Annotated in this window: 16 protein-coding genes; 5 read left to right on the top strand and 11 right to left on the bottom strand. The window is 58.9% G+C overall.

All coding sequences use genetic code 11. The features are described from left to right. Positions 1-48: 48 nt before the first annotated feature. Positions 49-1,347, bottom strand: a complete 1,299-nt coding sequence (locus tag ACYZTK_RS08255) for a mechanosensitive ion channel family protein (protein WP_462013975.1) — start codon at positions 1,345-1,347, stop codon at positions 49-51. Positions 1,348-1,539: 192 nt separating this feature from the next. Between ACYZTK_RS08255 and ACYZTK_RS08250 the strand changes: the two genes are divergently transcribed. Then, positions 1,540-2,886: a DEAD/DEAH box helicase gene (locus ACYZTK_RS08250; protein WP_462013974.1), complete on the top strand. Its 1,347-nt coding sequence runs from the start codon at positions 1,540-1,542 to the stop codon at positions 2,884-2,886. A gap of 168 nt (positions 2,887-3,054) precedes the next feature. On the opposite strand, the gene ACYZTK_RS08245 is transcribed toward ACYZTK_RS08250, so the two are convergent. Together ACYZTK_RS08245 and ACYZTK_RS08240 are read right to left on the bottom strand one after the other, a co-directional pair. After that, on the bottom strand, positions 3,055-3,330 hold the full coding sequence (locus tag ACYZTK_RS08245; RefSeq protein ID WP_462013973.1) for a hypothetical protein: 276 nt from the start codon (positions 3,328-3,330) through the stop codon (positions 3,055-3,057). 76 nt (positions 3,331-3,406) lie between these two features. Continuing rightward, positions 3,407-4,138 (bottom strand): DUF899 domain-containing protein, encoded by a 732-nt coding sequence (locus ACYZTK_RS08240; RefSeq protein WP_462013972.1) that lies wholly within the window; start codon positions 4,136-4,138, stop codon positions 3,407-3,409. A 175-nt stretch (positions 4,139-4,313) separates the two neighbouring features. On the opposite strand from ACYZTK_RS08240, the gene ACYZTK_RS08235 reads away from it, so the two are divergent. Next, positions 4,314-4,703, top strand: a complete 390-nt coding sequence (locus ACYZTK_RS08235; protein ID WP_462013971.1) for a transcriptional regulator — start codon at positions 4,314-4,316, stop codon at positions 4,701-4,703. 151 nt (positions 4,704-4,854) lie between these two features. Here the strand turns inward: ACYZTK_RS08235 and ACYZTK_RS08230 are convergent, their stop codons facing one another. The 3 genes from ACYZTK_RS08230 to ACYZTK_RS08220 all read right to left on the bottom strand — a co-directional run bounded on the left by ACYZTK_RS08230 (position 4,855) and on the right by ACYZTK_RS08220 (position 6,924). After that, positions 4,855-5,724, bottom strand: coding sequence for a DUF6279 family lipoprotein (locus tag ACYZTK_RS08230; protein WP_462013970.1), 870 nt, complete (start codon positions 5,722-5,724; stop codon positions 4,855-4,857). Between the two features lie 77 nt (positions 5,725-5,801). Then, positions 5,802-6,518, bottom strand: a complete 717-nt coding sequence (locus ACYZTK_RS08225) for a TorF family putative porin (protein WP_462013969.1) — start codon at positions 6,516-6,518, stop codon at positions 5,802-5,804. Between the two features lie 217 nt (positions 6,519-6,735). Then, complete coding sequence (locus ACYZTK_RS08220; RefSeq protein ID WP_017337097.1) at positions 6,736-6,924, bottom strand: hypothetical protein; 189 nt, start codon at positions 6,922-6,924, stop codon at positions 6,736-6,738. Between the two features lie 336 nt (positions 6,925-7,260). On the opposite strand from ACYZTK_RS08220, the gene ACYZTK_RS08215 reads away from it, so the two are divergent. The 3 genes from ACYZTK_RS08215 (at position 7,261) to ACYZTK_RS08205 (ending at position 8,843) form a co-directional block, all read left to right on the top strand. Then, positions 7,261-8,097, top strand: coding sequence for a CvfB family protein (locus ACYZTK_RS08215; protein WP_462013968.1), 837 nt, complete (start codon positions 7,261-7,263; stop codon positions 8,095-8,097). A 43-nt stretch (positions 8,098-8,140) separates the two neighbouring features. Next, the gene (locus ACYZTK_RS08210; RefSeq protein ID WP_462013967.1) at positions 8,141-8,533 is read left to right on the top strand and encodes a DUF2177 family protein; all 393 of its coding nucleotides are present in this window, start codon (positions 8,141-8,143) and stop codon (positions 8,531-8,533) included. Between the two features lie 184 nt (positions 8,534-8,717). Beyond that, positions 8,718-8,843, top strand: coding sequence for a PA1414 family protein (locus tag ACYZTK_RS08205; RefSeq protein WP_462013966.1), 126 nt, complete (start codon positions 8,718-8,720; stop codon positions 8,841-8,843). A gap of 179 nt (positions 8,844-9,022) precedes the next feature. Here ACYZTK_RS08205 and ACYZTK_RS08200 read toward each other — a convergent pair whose 3' ends face one another. The 5 genes from ACYZTK_RS08200 to speB all read right to left on the bottom strand — a co-directional run bounded on the left by ACYZTK_RS08200 (position 9,023) and on the right by speB (position 13,929). Continuing rightward, a complete protein-coding gene (locus ACYZTK_RS08200) occupies positions 9,023-9,274 on the bottom strand; it encodes an acyl carrier protein (protein WP_462013965.1) in 252 nt (83 codons plus the stop codon). A 170-nt stretch (positions 9,275-9,444) separates the two neighbouring features. Further along, complete coding sequence (locus ACYZTK_RS08195; protein ID WP_462013964.1) at positions 9,445-10,824, bottom strand: sodium:solute symporter family protein; 1,380 nt, start codon at positions 10,822-10,824, stop codon at positions 9,445-9,447. A gap of 156 nt (positions 10,825-10,980) precedes the next feature. Next, a complete protein-coding gene (locus ACYZTK_RS08190) occupies positions 10,981-12,492 on the bottom strand; it encodes a purine-cytosine permease family protein (RefSeq protein WP_462013963.1) in 1,512 nt (503 codons plus the stop codon). A 54-nt stretch (positions 12,493-12,546) separates the two neighbouring features. Beyond that, positions 12,547-12,969 carry a YybH family protein gene (locus ACYZTK_RS08185; RefSeq protein ID WP_462013962.1) on the bottom strand — a complete coding sequence of 141 codons (423 nt, stop codon included), beginning with the start codon at positions 12,967-12,969 and terminating at the stop codon, positions 12,547-12,549. A 9-nt stretch (positions 12,970-12,978) separates the two neighbouring features. Next, a complete protein-coding gene (gene speB / locus ACYZTK_RS08180) occupies positions 12,979-13,929 on the bottom strand; it encodes an agmatinase (RefSeq protein WP_162436868.1) in 951 nt (316 codons plus the stop codon). Between the last annotated feature and the right edge of the window lie 84 nt (positions 13,930-14,013).

Raw genomic sequence — 14,013 nt, 5'->3', positions numbered from 1 at the left:
CTGATAGACCGCTATCGCGAGCAGGCTCACTCCTACAAGGGGGAGGTGTCACATAACGTGTTTTTCTGGCTCGGGGATGTGGCTTGCGCCGAGCATCGCCGGCAACAACCCCACCCGCAAATCCCCGCCACTCGGCTGCTGATAAAGGCTTAAGCCAAACTCCGGCAACACCGCCAGCAGGTAATCGAATATATCCCCCTGGATCCGCTCGTAATCCGCCCAAGCGGTGGTGCGGGTGAAGCAGTAGATCTCCAGCGGAATCCCCTGGGCCGTGGTCTGCATCTGGCGGACCATGCAGGTCATGTTCGGCTGCACCTCCGGATGGCTCTTCAGATACGCCAGCGCGTAAGCGCGGAAGGTGCCGATATTGGTCATGCGCCGCCGGTTGGCCGACATCGCCGCGACATTGCCCTGCGCTTCATTCCACGCCTTGAGTTCGGCCTGCTTGCGGCTGATGTAGTCGGTCAGCAAATGCACCTGGGACAGCTTCAGCTCCTCCTCATCACGCAGGAAACGCACCCCGCTGGCGTCGATGTACAGGCTGCGCTTGATCCGGCGTCCACCGGACTGCTGCATGCCGCGCCAGTTCTTGAACGACTCGGACATCAGGCGCCAGGTCGGGATCGACACGATGGTCTTGTCGAAATTCTGCACCTTCACCGTGTGCAGCGTGATGTCGACCACATCGCCATCGGCACCGACCTGCGGCATCTCGATCCAGTCGCCCACCCGCAGCATATCGTTGCTGGTCAGCTGCACGCTGGCGACAAAAGACAGCAAGGTGTCCTTGTAGACCAACAGGATCACCGCCGACATGGCACCCAGGCCGGACAGCAGCAGTAACGGCGAACGATCGATCAGGGTGGCGACGATGATGATCGCGCCAAACACGTACAGGACCATTTTCGTCAGTTGCACGTAGCCCTTGATCGAGCGGGTGCGGGCGTGCTCGGTCCGCGCGTAGATATCCAGCAACGCGCTGAGCATCGCGCTGAAGGCCAGCAGCAGAAAGAGGACGGTGAACGCCAGTGCCACGTTGCCGAGGAACACCAGGCTGGTCTTGCTCAGCTCCGGCACCAGGTGCAGGCCGAACTGGATCACCAGCGAGGGCGTCATCTGGGCCAGGCGATGAAACACCTTGTTGTGGCGCAGGTCGTTCATCCAGTGCATGGCCGGCTGGCGCCCGAGCAGCTTGGCGGCGTGCAGGATCAGGTAACGCGCCACTCGTCCGAGCACCAGGGCCACCACCAGCAATATCATCAATGCCAGGCTGGAATGCAGGAGCGGGTGCTGATCGAGGGCACCCCAGAGGTCTTGGGCGTTGAGCCAGAGCTGTTTGATATCCATAAGCTAAAACGGTCTTCTGTAGGACGCGACGGGTCGATTAGAGCATTTAAGACGCTTTGTATTACGTCTGGAGACAAATAAGGCAACAAAAAAGCCACTGATTACCGCCGTTTGTATAAAGAAACTCGGCCTGGGCGCTCGAAACCGGTAACCTATGCAGCTGTTTTTTTGTATTTCTTCGAGGTAGCACCCGTGTTTTCCGAATTCGCCTTGCACGAACGCCTGCTCAAAGCCGTGGCCGAGCTTAAATTTGTCGAGCCAACGCCCGTGCAAGCAGCGGCTATTCCGCTGGCGCTCCAAGGGCGTGACCTGCGGGTGACTGCGCAAACCGGTAGCGGCAAAACCGCTGCTTTTGTCCTGCCGATCCTCAATCGCCTGATCGGCCCGGCGAAAATCCGCGTCAGCATCAAGACCCTGATCCTGCTGCCGACCCGCGAGCTGGCCCAGCAGACCATCAAGGAAGTCGAGCGCTTCGCCCAGTTCACGTTCATCAAGTCCGGCCTGATCACCGGCGGTGAAGACTTCAAGGTCCAGGCGGCGATGCTGCGCAAAGTGCCGGACATCCTGATCGGTACCCCGGGGCGGATGATCGAGCAACTGAACGCCGGCAACCTCGACCTGAAAGAAGTTGAAGTACTGGTGCTCGACGAAGCCGACCGCATGCTCGACATGGGCTTTGCCGAAGACGTCCAGCGTCTGGTGGAAGAGTGCACCAATCGCCAGCAGACCATGCTGTTCTCGGCCACCACCGGTGGTTCGGGTCTGCGCGAGATGGTCGCCAAGGTGCTGAACAACCCTGAGCACCTGCAGCTCAACAACGTCAGCGACCTGAACGCCACCACGCGCCAGCAGATCATCACCGCTGACCATAACCAGCACAAAGAACAGATCCTCAACTGGTTGCTGGCCAACGAGACCTACCAGAAAGCCATCGTGTTCACCAACACCCGGGCCATGGCTGATCGCATTTACGGCCGGCTGGTGGCGCAGGACTACAAAGCGTTCGTGTTGCACGGCGACAAGGATCAGAAAGACCGCAAGCTGGCCATCGACCGCCTGAAGCAGGGCGGCGTGAAGATCCTGGTAGCCACCGACGTTGCCGCTCGCGGCTTGGACGTCGACGGTCTGGACCTGGTGATCAACTTCGACATGCCACGCAGCGGCGACGAATATGTGCATCGCATCGGTCGCACCGGTCGTGCCGGTAACGACGGCCTGGCAATCTCGCTGATTTGCCATGGCGACTGGAACCTGATGTCGAGCATCGAGCGCTACCTCAAGCAGAGCTTCGAGCGTCGCACCATCAAGGAAATCAAAGGCACCTACGGCGGACCGAAGAAGGTCAAGGCTTCGGGCAAGGCCGTTGGCGTGAAGAAGAAAAAGGTCGACGCCAAGGGCGACAAGAAGAAAACCGGCGCCAAGGCTCCGACCAAACGCAAGATCGCCAACCGTCCAAAGACCGATGCGTTGTCGCTGGTCAGCAAGGACGGCATGGCGCCGCTCAAGCGTCGTAAGCCGGAAGCGCCGGCTGCTGAATAAGCGGTTCCAGCGCCCCACAAAAAAAACCGGACAAATGTCCGGTTTTTTTTTGCGTCAAAAGATCGCAGCCTCGTTTCACTCGACAGCTCCTACAGGTCGGTTGATATCACTGTAGGGGCTGTGTAGGAGCTGTCGAGTGAAACGAGGCTGCGATCTCTTGATCTTGCTCTAGCCCTCAGTCTTCTTCTCAGCCGAATCCAGCTCCTTGAGCCGCTGATCAATCAACTGGCACTTGTCCGGCAAATCCGCACTGGCAGTCCCCAAGTCCATCTTCTGCAACTCTGCATTGATTTCCTTGGCCTTGGTCGGATTCTGCTGAGTCAGCCGCGTGACTTCCTTGGCCAGCTGTTCGCGTTTGGCGGTGGCTTCCTCGGGCGTGCAGGCCCAGACGGGCAGGGCGCAGGCCAGTGTGGCGGCGAGCGTGACTTTCAACAGGGTTTTCATGGGGGGCGGCCTCGTTTCCGGTTAAGGCGGTATAACGGGTTGAGCCTCAAGCTACGCAAAAAGTTCACATGTGCTGTCAACTGTGGCAGCAGGTGGCAGGGGCTTTCTCCTCATAACGGTCGTGATGGCGCACCCACTCCATGATCTCCTCCTCATTGCGCCCCTTGGGCGTGAGATCAAGATAATTGTAAGCGCCGACCAGCATGTCCAGGCCCCGGGCATAGGTGGAGTAGGTGTGGAAAATCTCGCCAGCTCCATTGCGATAAAACACGCTGAGACCGGGGAGTTCTTCTTCCACTCCGTGAGTTTTTTCGTAGTTGTAGGTGGCTGTGCCGGCGGCGACGTCTTCTGCTCGCGCCGTAACTCCAAAGTCGTAGTTGAAATCGCAACCTTCAGACGACACCCACTCGAACTTCCAGCCCATGCGCTGCCTGAAGGCCTGGAACTCGGCAAACGGCGCGTGGGAAACCGCTATCACGGCTACGTCGTGATGAGCCAGATGCTGGTTGGCTCCGTCGATGTGATCGCTGAGAAACGAACAACCGGAGCAGCCTTCGTCCCAGCCTCGGGCAAACATGAAATGGTAAATGACCAACTGGCTGCGGCCGCCAAACAGGTCAGCCAATTTCAATTCGCCATTGGCGCTTTGAAAGTGATAGTCCTTATCGATCTTCACCCAAGGCAGGGCGCGGCGTTCTGCGTTGAGCTTGTCGCGTTCCCGGGTAAAGGCTTTTTCATGGGCCAGGTGTTGTCGGCGGGCGGCGAGCCATTCTTCCCGGCTTACGACCGGATGGTTCTGAATGTTCATGGGGGCATTCTCCTGCGCGAGGCGGGGGTGACTGACAAAGACTAGTCGTTCCACCATCGTCCAATTCGACATACCGCTGGTCACTGCTGCTGAAAATGCAGGCTGAACGGCTGGGTGCGGCGCAGGTCACAACTATGAAGGCCATCTCACTCTCAGGCTTGGAGGTTGAATCAGGATGACGACTTATAATTGGGATTTGATTGAGTGTTTGCTGCATGAAGTGCAGAACGACGACCCCAGCTACGCGCCACGTGCCTACGCCGAGAAGTACGCGGCGGCCAAGGCGGCAGCGGGCGAGGAGACCGAAAACCTCGACCATCTGAAAACGGTGGCCGGGGAGTACGAAAAGGTGCTGCTGGCACGTGGTTACATCGAGCCTCGGCCTGAAGAGCAGGGTGGTTCGGGGTCCAACTACATTCTGACTGCGCGCGGCTCGAGCTTGCTGAGTCTTATCGACAGCAGCATTCCCGGCAATGATCACCCGCGTCAGGTGTTGGATGATCAAGCGGATGCGCTGGATGAAACGACATTCGACACAGTAGCTTCCAAAGCGCAGATCGCCTGAGTTTCCTCTGATCCTTTGGGTAATGAATCCCCTCGGAAGAAACCTGTAGGAGTGAGCCTGCTCGCGATTTCGGTCTGACATTCAGCATTGATGTCGGCGGTTATTACGCTATCGCGAGCAGGCTCACTCCTACACGGCCGTGCGGGGGCGGCTAATTCTGCTGCGCCGCCTTCAGGCATTTCAGGTCGTTGAAGTCCTTTCTCACTCCCTCAATCTTCTTCAGCAACCGCTCGCGCTGCGTCGGCGTGCTTTCGGCCATCAAGTCTACAAACAGCGATCGCGCTTGCGCTTCGGTACTTGCGAAAGCCTGGCGATAAGCCGGGGTCCACAGGCTCTCGCGATTCACCAATAGCGTTTGAATGCGCTGTGGGAACTCCGGGCTCTGGCGTTGCTCAACCGCCGCGCTGAACTGCTTCTGCCAATGCTCGCGGTTGGCGATCCATTGGGTGTTCTGGTCTCCCAACGCGCTGGACCAGGCGGCTACCCGTTGCTTCTGGGTCGCACTCAGCGGCCCCAGCCAGTCATCCAGGCGTTTCTCCATGCGCTGGGCGCGGTCCTTGATCTGCTGATCCAGGGATGGCTTGAGGTATTCGGCCTGGCGCTTGCGCTGATCCTTGGCAAACGCCTCATTCATTTCCGCCACCTGCTTGTCGTCCAACCCCTGCAGCAGCTCGATGGCTGACGGGGTGATCTCGCGAGCGGTCTGGGCGATCGCCTCCTTGGCTTCCTGGGTGCGGGCCTGTAATGCCGCATCGGTCACCTGGTTGTTCTCGACCATGACCTGCATCCGGTCCAGCCAATCCAGGTAACCCGGCAGCTGCGTGGTGCAGTGCCAGCTCAGGTGCTCCTTGAGGCGTTCGTTGAACCAGCCTTTCTGCTCACCGTTCATATCCAGGTAGTCGCTGAGCGTCCAGGGAATGATCACGTCGAGGTTACGGTAGGCCAGGCCTACGCGGCTGCAGCCACCAAGGGCCAGGCAGAGGGTGATGAGGACGGCGAGATATTTAAACCAGCGCGACATGGGCGAGTCCTTGCAAAAGCCTGGCTACTTGAATGGATTCTTATGTGAACGCAGGATGAGCCTCGCAGTTCAGACGATCAGTAAAAGCTGCGCACAGCCTTCAGCGTCACTAGCCCATCGCATTGGCTGTTGTGCCCGGAGTAGGCTGAACAGTCACTGCCGCTGAGGTTGGAATCGCTGTAGATCAGGTCCAGGTCGATGCCCATGAACGGCCGGGAGAGCTGCACCGACCAGTCGGTAAAGCTGCCGATGTAACCACCGTCGACCGAGACCGGCGCGTTCAGCTGGTGGGTGGTGTACTTCATGCTCACGCCAATGCCAAACGGCTTGTTGCCGCCGAGATCGGCAAATACGGTGCTGTTCTGTTTGTCCGGATCGCTGCTGAAGGCTGCGCCGAAACGGCTACCGAGCAGGGTCAGGCCACCGAACAGCTCCTGGCTGTCTAGGATGTCTACTTTCGGGTAGCTGTAGTGAATCATGCCCACTTCATAACCAAGCGTCTGGTCGAAGGGTTGCTTGAAGCCCATGTAGGAGTCGACTTCGAGGTTTTTTCCAGGACTGATCCCCATGCTGGGCGCCCACTGACCGACATAAAAACCACTGTCATGGCTTAGGTCGAGCCCGCCGTGGAATGAGCCAATAGCCGCCGGCTTAACCAGCCCCTGGGCCATGCTGCGGCTGGGGGTGGTACCGAGTTTCAGGTCGAAGTCGCCCAATTCGCGCTGGAAGACTTGCGCGTTGGCGACCGAACACGACAGCAGGATGCCGAGCAATATGAGTGGGGGCTTGGCCATGCGTCACTCCATGAACAGCGCAAAGCAGGAACGGGCAACCTGCTGAAACGCTTGATCTAGACGTGTGCAAGGATACCGGCGAATGTTCGGCGTTGAAGGCCGTTCGTCGCTTTTTGAGAATCAGGAGTGAGAATCAGGAGTTTGTGCGGGTATTTCGAGGGGTTCCAGTCCAAGCGCTTCGAAGCTCAAAGCGCCTATGGACCAGGTGTAGCCAGTGTTACTTCTTGCCCAGCGTGATCTGCTTGGACGGGCCGAATGTCTGGCCGCTGACGCCTTTGGCAATTTGCTGAATCTCGCCGCCGGACTTGAGGAACGCAGCGATCTGGTTGTTGATCGACTCGCTGGTTTCAACGGCTGGAGCTGGCTTTGCTTTGCTGTTGGATGCTTTTACACGCATGGCGGCCATTAACCTGTAGAAAATTAACTTGGCCAGGCATAGTACAGGAAATACTTGACAATTGCTTGGTAAATATCCCCCCGATTTTAATCTCGCTAAGGCTGGGATTCATTCCAAGTGCATACCTAAGCCGCTGTTTTAATTAACAACGGTCGAAAAGCTGCCTGTGCTGAGCAATCGAATGTGGCACAAACTGTCCGCGTGCGTCGGACGAGCGGCTCAAGCCTCTGAGCGAAACCCTTCAAAAACAGGCTTTTGCGATGATTTTCGGCGCCATCGGGCCGGGCGCAGAACGCCGACTGCAAAACCGGGTAGAATGCCGCCCACGCAATGAGGGTATTGGACATGGCTTTAGTCGGGCGTTACAACAGTTTGCAAGTGGTTAAACACACTAACTTCGGTTTATATCTGGACGGTGGCGCGGATGGCGAAATCCTCCTGCCCAATCGTTATATTCCCAAAGATATTCCCAGCGAAGATGAAGATTGGCTCAACGTTTTTGTTTATCTGGACAGCGATGACAAACTCATCGCAACTACCGAAAAGCCGAAAGTTCAAGTCGGTGAATTCGCCAGTCTGAAAGTCGTTGAAGTTAACAGCATCGGCATATTCCTGGATTGGGGTCTGTCGAAGGACTTGCTGCTGCCGTACTCTGAAGAAAAGCGCCAGATGACCGCCGGCGAATATGTCGTGGTGCACGTCTATCTCGACAAGCACACCCGCCGCATCACCGCCACCGCACGCCTGGACCGCTATCTGGACAAGACGCCGGCCAACTATACTGCGGGCCAGGAAGTCGACCTGCTGGTGGCCGAAGCAACCGACATGGGTTTCAAGGCGATCATCAACAACAAGCATTGGGGCCTGATCCACAAGAACGAGATCTTCAAGTTCATGCGGGCCGGCAAGGAAGAGAAGGGCTTTATCAAAGAAGTCCGTCCCGACGGCAAGATCAGCTTGAGCCTGCAGCCGGTTGGAGAAGAAGCCGCCACCAGTCTGAACTCGAAGATTCTCGCCAAGTTGCGCGAGAACAATGGCAGTCTGCCGGTCAGCGACAAAAGCGATCCGACCGTGATCAGCAGCCTGTTTGGCGTCAGCAAAGGTAACTTCAAGAAGGCGATTGGCGCGTTGTACAAGAACGGCCAGATCGTCATTCATGCAGATCGTATTGAACTAAGCTGACGGCCCACCAGCCCCATGCTTATCACAGGGAGGCTGGACGACTATGCAAAACGCATTATTTGCCTACGCGGGCACCTTGCTCGCGTTTCTGGTGCTTGATGGCCTATGGCTTGGCGTGCTGATGGCGGCGAAATACAAATCGCTGCTGGGTTCGCTGATGCTCGACAAACCGCTGCTGGGTCCGGCAGCGGTTTTCTATCTCCTGTATGTCGTCGGTTGTGTAGTGTTCGTGGTCTTGCCAGCGACTAGCTGGCAGCGTGCTGCCGGCATGGGCGCCTTGTTGGGCCTGGTGGCCTACGGCACATACGACCTGAGCAACTGGGCCACGCTGAAAGGTTGGTCGGCGCAGCTCGCAATCATGGACATGGCGTGGGGCGCCTTTGCCACGTGCATCGCCTGTACCGTTGGCTACTGGGCGGCTCAAAAGGCGCTTTAACGGCTCTACGTTGAACGGTGGCCTGCCCGGGCAGGCCATGTTTGAACTATCCGCGCCGGATTCGGATCAATTCAGTAACAGATCATTGCTTCATTTGCCGAGCATTGCGTAGGACTTCGGACTATTATCAGTGCGAAGCGACTTCAGAATTCCGGTCGCTCGGCACTACCCTGAAGGGGGCACCATGAAAGAGAAAATTCAAAACTGGCTGCACGACCTGGGTGTCGCACTCGGCTTGATTGAACCGCCTATGCAACCTGTGCCTATCCGTACAGACGACGAGCGCCGCCGCCAGCCGCGCCGCCGGTAGGTGCTCCGGGAGCTCCGGGAGCTCCGGGAGCGATGCTTGCTGTGGGAGCAAAGCTTGCTCGCGATTGTCGCCAACGATAACGCGGCCATCCATGACGCACGCGGCGCTCCAACCAGATCGCGAGCAAGCTTTGCTCCCACAGGTCATACACCATGCCATGGTGTAGTTTGCCTGGCAGTCTAATGCCGCCCAATCTCCAGCAAAAAACGGCTTAAATCATTAGCCGTTTTTGCATTCCTGAGCATTTCATCTTCCTCCCCGGTAAACGCAGTCAAGCCCAGCTCATCCTCCAGATGGAAGATCAGCTCCTCGATATCCTCCTTGTCCAACCCCAGCTCATCGAGCCTTGAGTTGTCGTCAAAGTCGTCCTGATTGTCCAGCAGGCGGCTGATGAAGCGATGCACGGCGGCGCGTACGGCGGCTCTTTTCATGGTCGGTCTTCGCGGGGTAATTATTGTTGTCCCACCCGTTGATTACAGCAGGCCACAGAGCAACCGACGCTGCCGCTCGTCTTGCCCGCGACTTTTCTGCAGGCGAAAAAAAACGGGTGGGGCAACCGACGCCCCACCCGTCGAAGAAAAAGCCAGATCATTTTTCAGGATCAGAGTGCGCTCGCCACCACCGAAGGGCGACGGGACGCCAGGCTGACCACCACAAAGCTCACCAGGCCGACACCCAGGCTGTAATAGATCGGGGTGTTGGCATCCAGGCCATCCTTGAACATGAACACCAGTGCCGTGGCAAAACCCAGGCCCATGCTGGCGATAGCACCGGCGGTGGTCGCGCGTTTCCAGAAAATGGCGCCGATCAGCGGGATCAGCATGCCACCCACCAGCAGGTTGTAAGCCAGGGTCAGGGCGCTGATTACGTCATTCACCACCAGGGCGATGCCGAGTACGGCGATACCGGTCAGCAGGGTAAACAGGCGGTTGATGCGCAGGCTCGACTGTTTACCGCCACGCAGTTTCGGCAGCAGGTCTTCGGTCAGGGTGGTCGACGCAGCCAACAGGCCGGCGCTCGCGGTGGACATCATGGCGGCCAGTGCGGCAGCGATGACCAGGCCACGGATACCGTCCGGCAGGGACAGTTTGACGATGGCGGCGAAGGCGTTGTTGACGTTGTCCAGGTCCGGAATGAGCACGTGGGCCGCCATGCCGATCAGGGCGCAGGCCAGGCCGTAGAGGATGCAGTAGAAACCGGCGAAGGTACCAGCGTACTGGGCGATCTTCGCGTTCTTGACGGTAAACACGCGCTGCCAGATGTCCTGGCCGATCAGGATCCCGAAGAAGTAGATCATGAAGTACGTAATGATGGTGTCCCAGCCGATGGTGGTGAAGCTGAAGGCGCTCGCCGGCAGTTTCAGCACCAACTCATCCCAACCGCCGACGCGGTACAGGCAGATGGGCAACAGGATGAACATCAGGCCGACGGTCTTGATCACGAACTGGACGATGTCGGTCAGGGTCAGGGACCACATGCCGCCGATCGCCGAGTAAATCACCACCACACCGCCGCCGAGCAGCACCGAGATCCAGAAGGGCAGGCCGAACAGCACTTGCAGCACGGTGCCGATCGCCAGAATCGAGGTCACGCCGATCATCAACGCGTACGCCAGCATGATCGCTGCGCTGGCGGAGCGGGCCATCGGGTTGTAGCGTTTTTCCAGGACCTGGGTAACGGTGTAGATCTTCAGCTTGAGCAACGGCTTGGCAAGGAACAGGTTCAACGCCACGATCCCGCAGCCCAGGGCCGCGCACAACCAGAACCCGGAAATACCGTGGACATAGCCCAGGCGCACGGTGCCGACGGTGGACGCGCCACCCAGGACCGTAGCCGCCATGGTGCCCATGTACAGGGTCGGGCCGAGGTTGCGACCGGCGACCAGGTAGTCTTCGTTGGTCTTGGCCTTGCGCATGCCGAAGTAGCCGAGGACCAGCATCGCGGCGGCGTATATGAGAACGACGAATAAATCCAAAGCCATGATGGCGTGTCTCCGATTGTCTTTTTTATGGTGAAACAAAAGTGGTATTGCTCTCTGTAGGAGTGAGCCTGCTCGCGATAGCAGTCTTGCAGTCACATCGATGCCGGATGTGCCGCAGTCATCGCGAGCAGGCTCACTCCTACAGGTAGATCTGTGTCAGGCGGGCTGCCGAATTTCAGGTTTTTCTAGGGTGCTCGCCTCTTTGCTGCGCAAATCATCCGGGCCAAACACTGCCTTGGGTTCCGGGAACAGGCTCAGCAGCACCAGGTACACCACCGAGGCCAGGCCCAGGGTGACTGGCAAGCTGATGTCGATGCCGCCGGCGAGGTTGCCCAGCGGGCCGACGAATTGCCCGGGCAGGTTCACAAAGCACAAACCCACCAGTGCACTCGGGATCCACGCCCCCAGCCCGCGCCAGTTCCAGCCGTGGGTAAACCAGTAGCGCCCACCTTTTTCGCCGCGGGTGAACACCTGCAGGTCATCCGGGCAATAGAAGCCGCGACGCACCACCAGGCCGATGATCATGATCACCATCCACGGCGTGGTGCAGGTGATGATCAGCACGGCGAAGGTCGACACGCTCTGCACCAGATTGGCGGCGAAGCGGCCGATGAAGATGAAGGCAATCGACATCACCCCGATCAGCAGCGTGGCCTTGACCCGGGACAGCACTCGTGGAAACACGCTGGACATGTCCAGCCCGGTGCCATAGAGCGAAGTGGTGCCCGTGGACATGCCGCCGATCACCGCGATCAGGCACACCGGCAGGAAGAACCAGCTCGGCGAAACGGCGAGCAGGCCGCCGACATAGTTGTTGGCTGCAATGTAGTCAGGCGCCTTGATGGCCACGATGGTGGCGGTGGCGAGGCCGAACAGGAACGGGATCAGGGTGGCGAGTTGTGCCGCGATCACCGCGAACATGATCCGGCCTTTCGGAGTTTCGCGCGGGATGTACCGCGACCAGTCACCCAGGAACGCGCCGAAGGAAATCGGGTTGCTCATGGCGACCAGTGCAGCGCCGATGAAGGCTGCCCAGAAACCCGCCTGACCCATGGCGACGGTGCCGGCGAAGTGACTGTCGAAGGTTGGGGCGAAGGCGAAGATGCCCAGCAGGAACAGTGCGCTGGCCGCCCATACCGCGATGCGGTTGACCCACAGCATGAAGCGAAAACCATAGATGCACACGGTCAGCACCAGGATCGCGAACAGGCCGTAGGCCAGGCCCAGGCTCAGGTCGGTTTCCGGCAGGCCGACCAGACGCTTGGCGCCACCGATCAACGCATCCCCCGAGCTCCATACCGACAGCGAGAAAAACGCGATGGCGGTCAGCAGTGACAGGAACGAACCGACAATTCGCCCGTGCACGCCGAAATGCGCCCCGGAGGACACGGCATTGTTGGTGCCATTGATCGGGCCGAACAGGCCCATCGGCGCCAGGATCAGCGCGCCGAGCACGACGCCCAGCACGATCGCCCAGACACCGGCCTGAAAGGACAGGCCGAACAGCACCGGGAAACTGCCGAGTACGGCGGTAGCAAAGGTGTTGGCTCCGCCGAAGATCAGGCGAAACAGGTCGCCGGGACGGGCGTCGCGTTCGTGGTCCGGGATCTGTTCGACTCCGTTTGTTTCGATGCTGCTAAGGCTTTTTTCGTTGTTGTTGTTATTCATGATCTGCTCCGATCATAAAGGCGCGCTCATCGTGTGTGAGCGTCACCTGTTTGGCTAAGGGGGTGGCAGCCCTTCCGGCATCGCGGATAAATGTTCGTGGCAGGCCAGCCAATGGCCTTGTTGTTCTTGGCCAGACGCCTGTTTTTTGAAAACAATCGTCTCGCGCTCCTGGCTGAAGTGTTGCTCCCCTTGCATGCGCAGCTCGGTGGCCACGTCATGGATAAAAATCGCCACGTCACCCTGCAGGCTGACAAAAGCGTTGTTCGAGGTGCACGAGAGCACCTCGAAGCCATCCTGCGATCGCCAGTTGTCCCACAACGCCTGATAGGCGTCGCGCGACAGCAGCGGCTGTTCGAGGGTGTAGAAGACGAAGCTGGCATCGGCGCTGAAGGCGCCGAAGTAGGCTTCGCGATCGTTACGGGCAAAGGCCGACACCAGATCGGCGGCAGCTTGCAAAACTTGATCGCGTTCGTTCATGACCGATCCTCAGCGATGAACCACGCCAGGCAGTACGCAGAGCATTTCGTACAGCAGGTTGGCGGCCAGCAGCGAGGTGTTACCGGTGGTGTCGTAGGCGGGCGAGACTTCTACCAGATCGCAACCGACCAGGTCGAGACCTTGGCAGCCACGCACGATCTCGATCGCCTGAATGGTCGTCAGGCCACCGATTTCCGGGGTGCCGGTGCCCGGAGCCCAAGCTGGGTCGATGCCGTCGATGTCGAAACTCAGGTACACCGGGCCACCGCCGACTTTCTCGCGGACTTCAGCCATCAGCGGCGCGAGGGATTTATGCCAGCACTCCTCGGCCTGGACCACACGGAACCCCTGTTTGCGGCTCCAGTTGAAGTCGTCGGCGGTGTAACCCTGGGCGCGCAGGCCGATTTGCACCACGCGATCGGGGTCCAGCAGGCCTTCCTCGACGGCGCGACGGAAAGTGGTGCCGTGGGCGATTTTCTCGCCGAACATGTGATCGTTCACATCGGCGTGGGCGTCAATGTGCACCAGGCCGACCTTGCCATGTTTCTTATGGATGGCACGCAGGATCGGCAGGGTGATGGTGTGATCGCCGCCCAAGGTCAGCGGGATCACGTCATGTTCGAGAATGTTGTCGTAAGATTCTTCGATGATCCGTACGGCGTCCAGCAGGTTGAACGTGTTGATTGCCACGTCGCCAATGTCGGCCACCGACAGTGAATCGAACGGCGCGGCGCCGGTCGCCATGTTGTACGGGCGGATCATCACCGATTCAGCGCGGATTTCGCGAGGCCCGAAGCGGGTACCGGGACGCAGGGAGGTACCGATGTCCAGTGGCACGCCAACAAAGGCAGCGTCCAGACCGGCAGCGGTAGGCAAATGGGGGAGTCGCATCATGGTGGCGATGCCGCCGAAGCGCGGCATTTCGTTGCCGCCCAGTGGTTGGTGAAGAATCTTGTCCACGGGTTCAGGCCTCATCTTTTTTATATTAGGAGCTGTATCAGGCGCCGATTCTGCGAAATGTAGTGGCCGGGAAGAATCGCTACG

It is taken from the genome of Pseudomonas sp. LB3P31 (assembly GCF_054897945.1).
This window is presented reverse-complemented; position numbering and strand designations above follow the sequence as displayed.

Excerpts from the sequence above, each read along its gene's own strand:
- ACYZTK_RS08255 (WP_462013975.1), bottom strand. The coding sequence starts at position 1,347 with ATGGATATCAAACAGCTCTGGCTCAACGCCCAAGACCTCTGGGGTGCC.
- ACYZTK_RS08245 (WP_462013973.1), bottom strand. The coding sequence starts at position 3,330 with ATGAAAACCCTGTTGAAAGTCACGCTCGCCGCCACACTGGCCTGCGCC.
- ACYZTK_RS08240 (WP_462013972.1), bottom strand. The coding sequence starts at position 4,138 with ATGAACATTCAGAACCATCCGGTCGTAAGCCGGGAAGAATGGCTCGCC.
- ACYZTK_RS08235 (WP_462013971.1), top strand. The coding sequence starts at position 4,314 with ATGACGACTTATAATTGGGATTTGATTGAGTGTTTGCTGCATGAAGTG.
- ACYZTK_RS08230 (WP_462013970.1), bottom strand. The coding sequence starts at position 5,724 with ATGTCGCGCTGGTTTAAATATCTCGCCGTCCTCATCACCCTCTGCCTG.
- ACYZTK_RS08225 (WP_462013969.1), bottom strand. The coding sequence starts at position 6,518 with ATGGCCAAGCCCCCACTCATATTGCTCGGCATCCTGCTGTCGTGTTCG.
- ACYZTK_RS08220 (WP_017337097.1), bottom strand. The coding sequence starts at position 6,924 with ATGGCCGCCATGCGTGTAAAAGCATCCAACAGCAAAGCAAAGCCAGCT.
- ACYZTK_RS08215 (WP_462013968.1), top strand. The coding sequence starts at position 7,261 with ATGGCTTTAGTCGGGCGTTACAACAGTTTGCAAGTGGTTAAACACACT.
- ACYZTK_RS08210 (WP_462013967.1), top strand. The coding sequence starts at position 8,141 with ATGCAAAACGCATTATTTGCCTACGCGGGCACCTTGCTCGCGTTTCTG.
- ACYZTK_RS08205 (WP_462013966.1), top strand. The coding sequence starts at position 8,718 with ATGAAAGAGAAAATTCAAAACTGGCTGCACGACCTGGGTGTCGCACTC.
- ACYZTK_RS08200 (WP_462013965.1), bottom strand. The coding sequence starts at position 9,274 with ATGAAAAGAGCCGCCGTACGCGCCGCCGTGCATCGCTTCATCAGCCGC.
- ACYZTK_RS08195 (WP_462013964.1), bottom strand. The coding sequence starts at position 10,824 with ATGGCTTTGGATTTATTCGTCGTTCTCATATACGCCGCCGCGATGCTG.
- ACYZTK_RS08190 (WP_462013963.1), bottom strand. The coding sequence starts at position 12,492 with ATGAATAACAACAACAACGAAAAAAGCCTTAGCAGCATCGAAACAAAC.
- ACYZTK_RS08185 (WP_462013962.1), bottom strand. The coding sequence starts at position 12,969 with ATGAACGAACGCGATCAAGTTTTGCAAGCTGCCGCCGATCTGGTGTCG.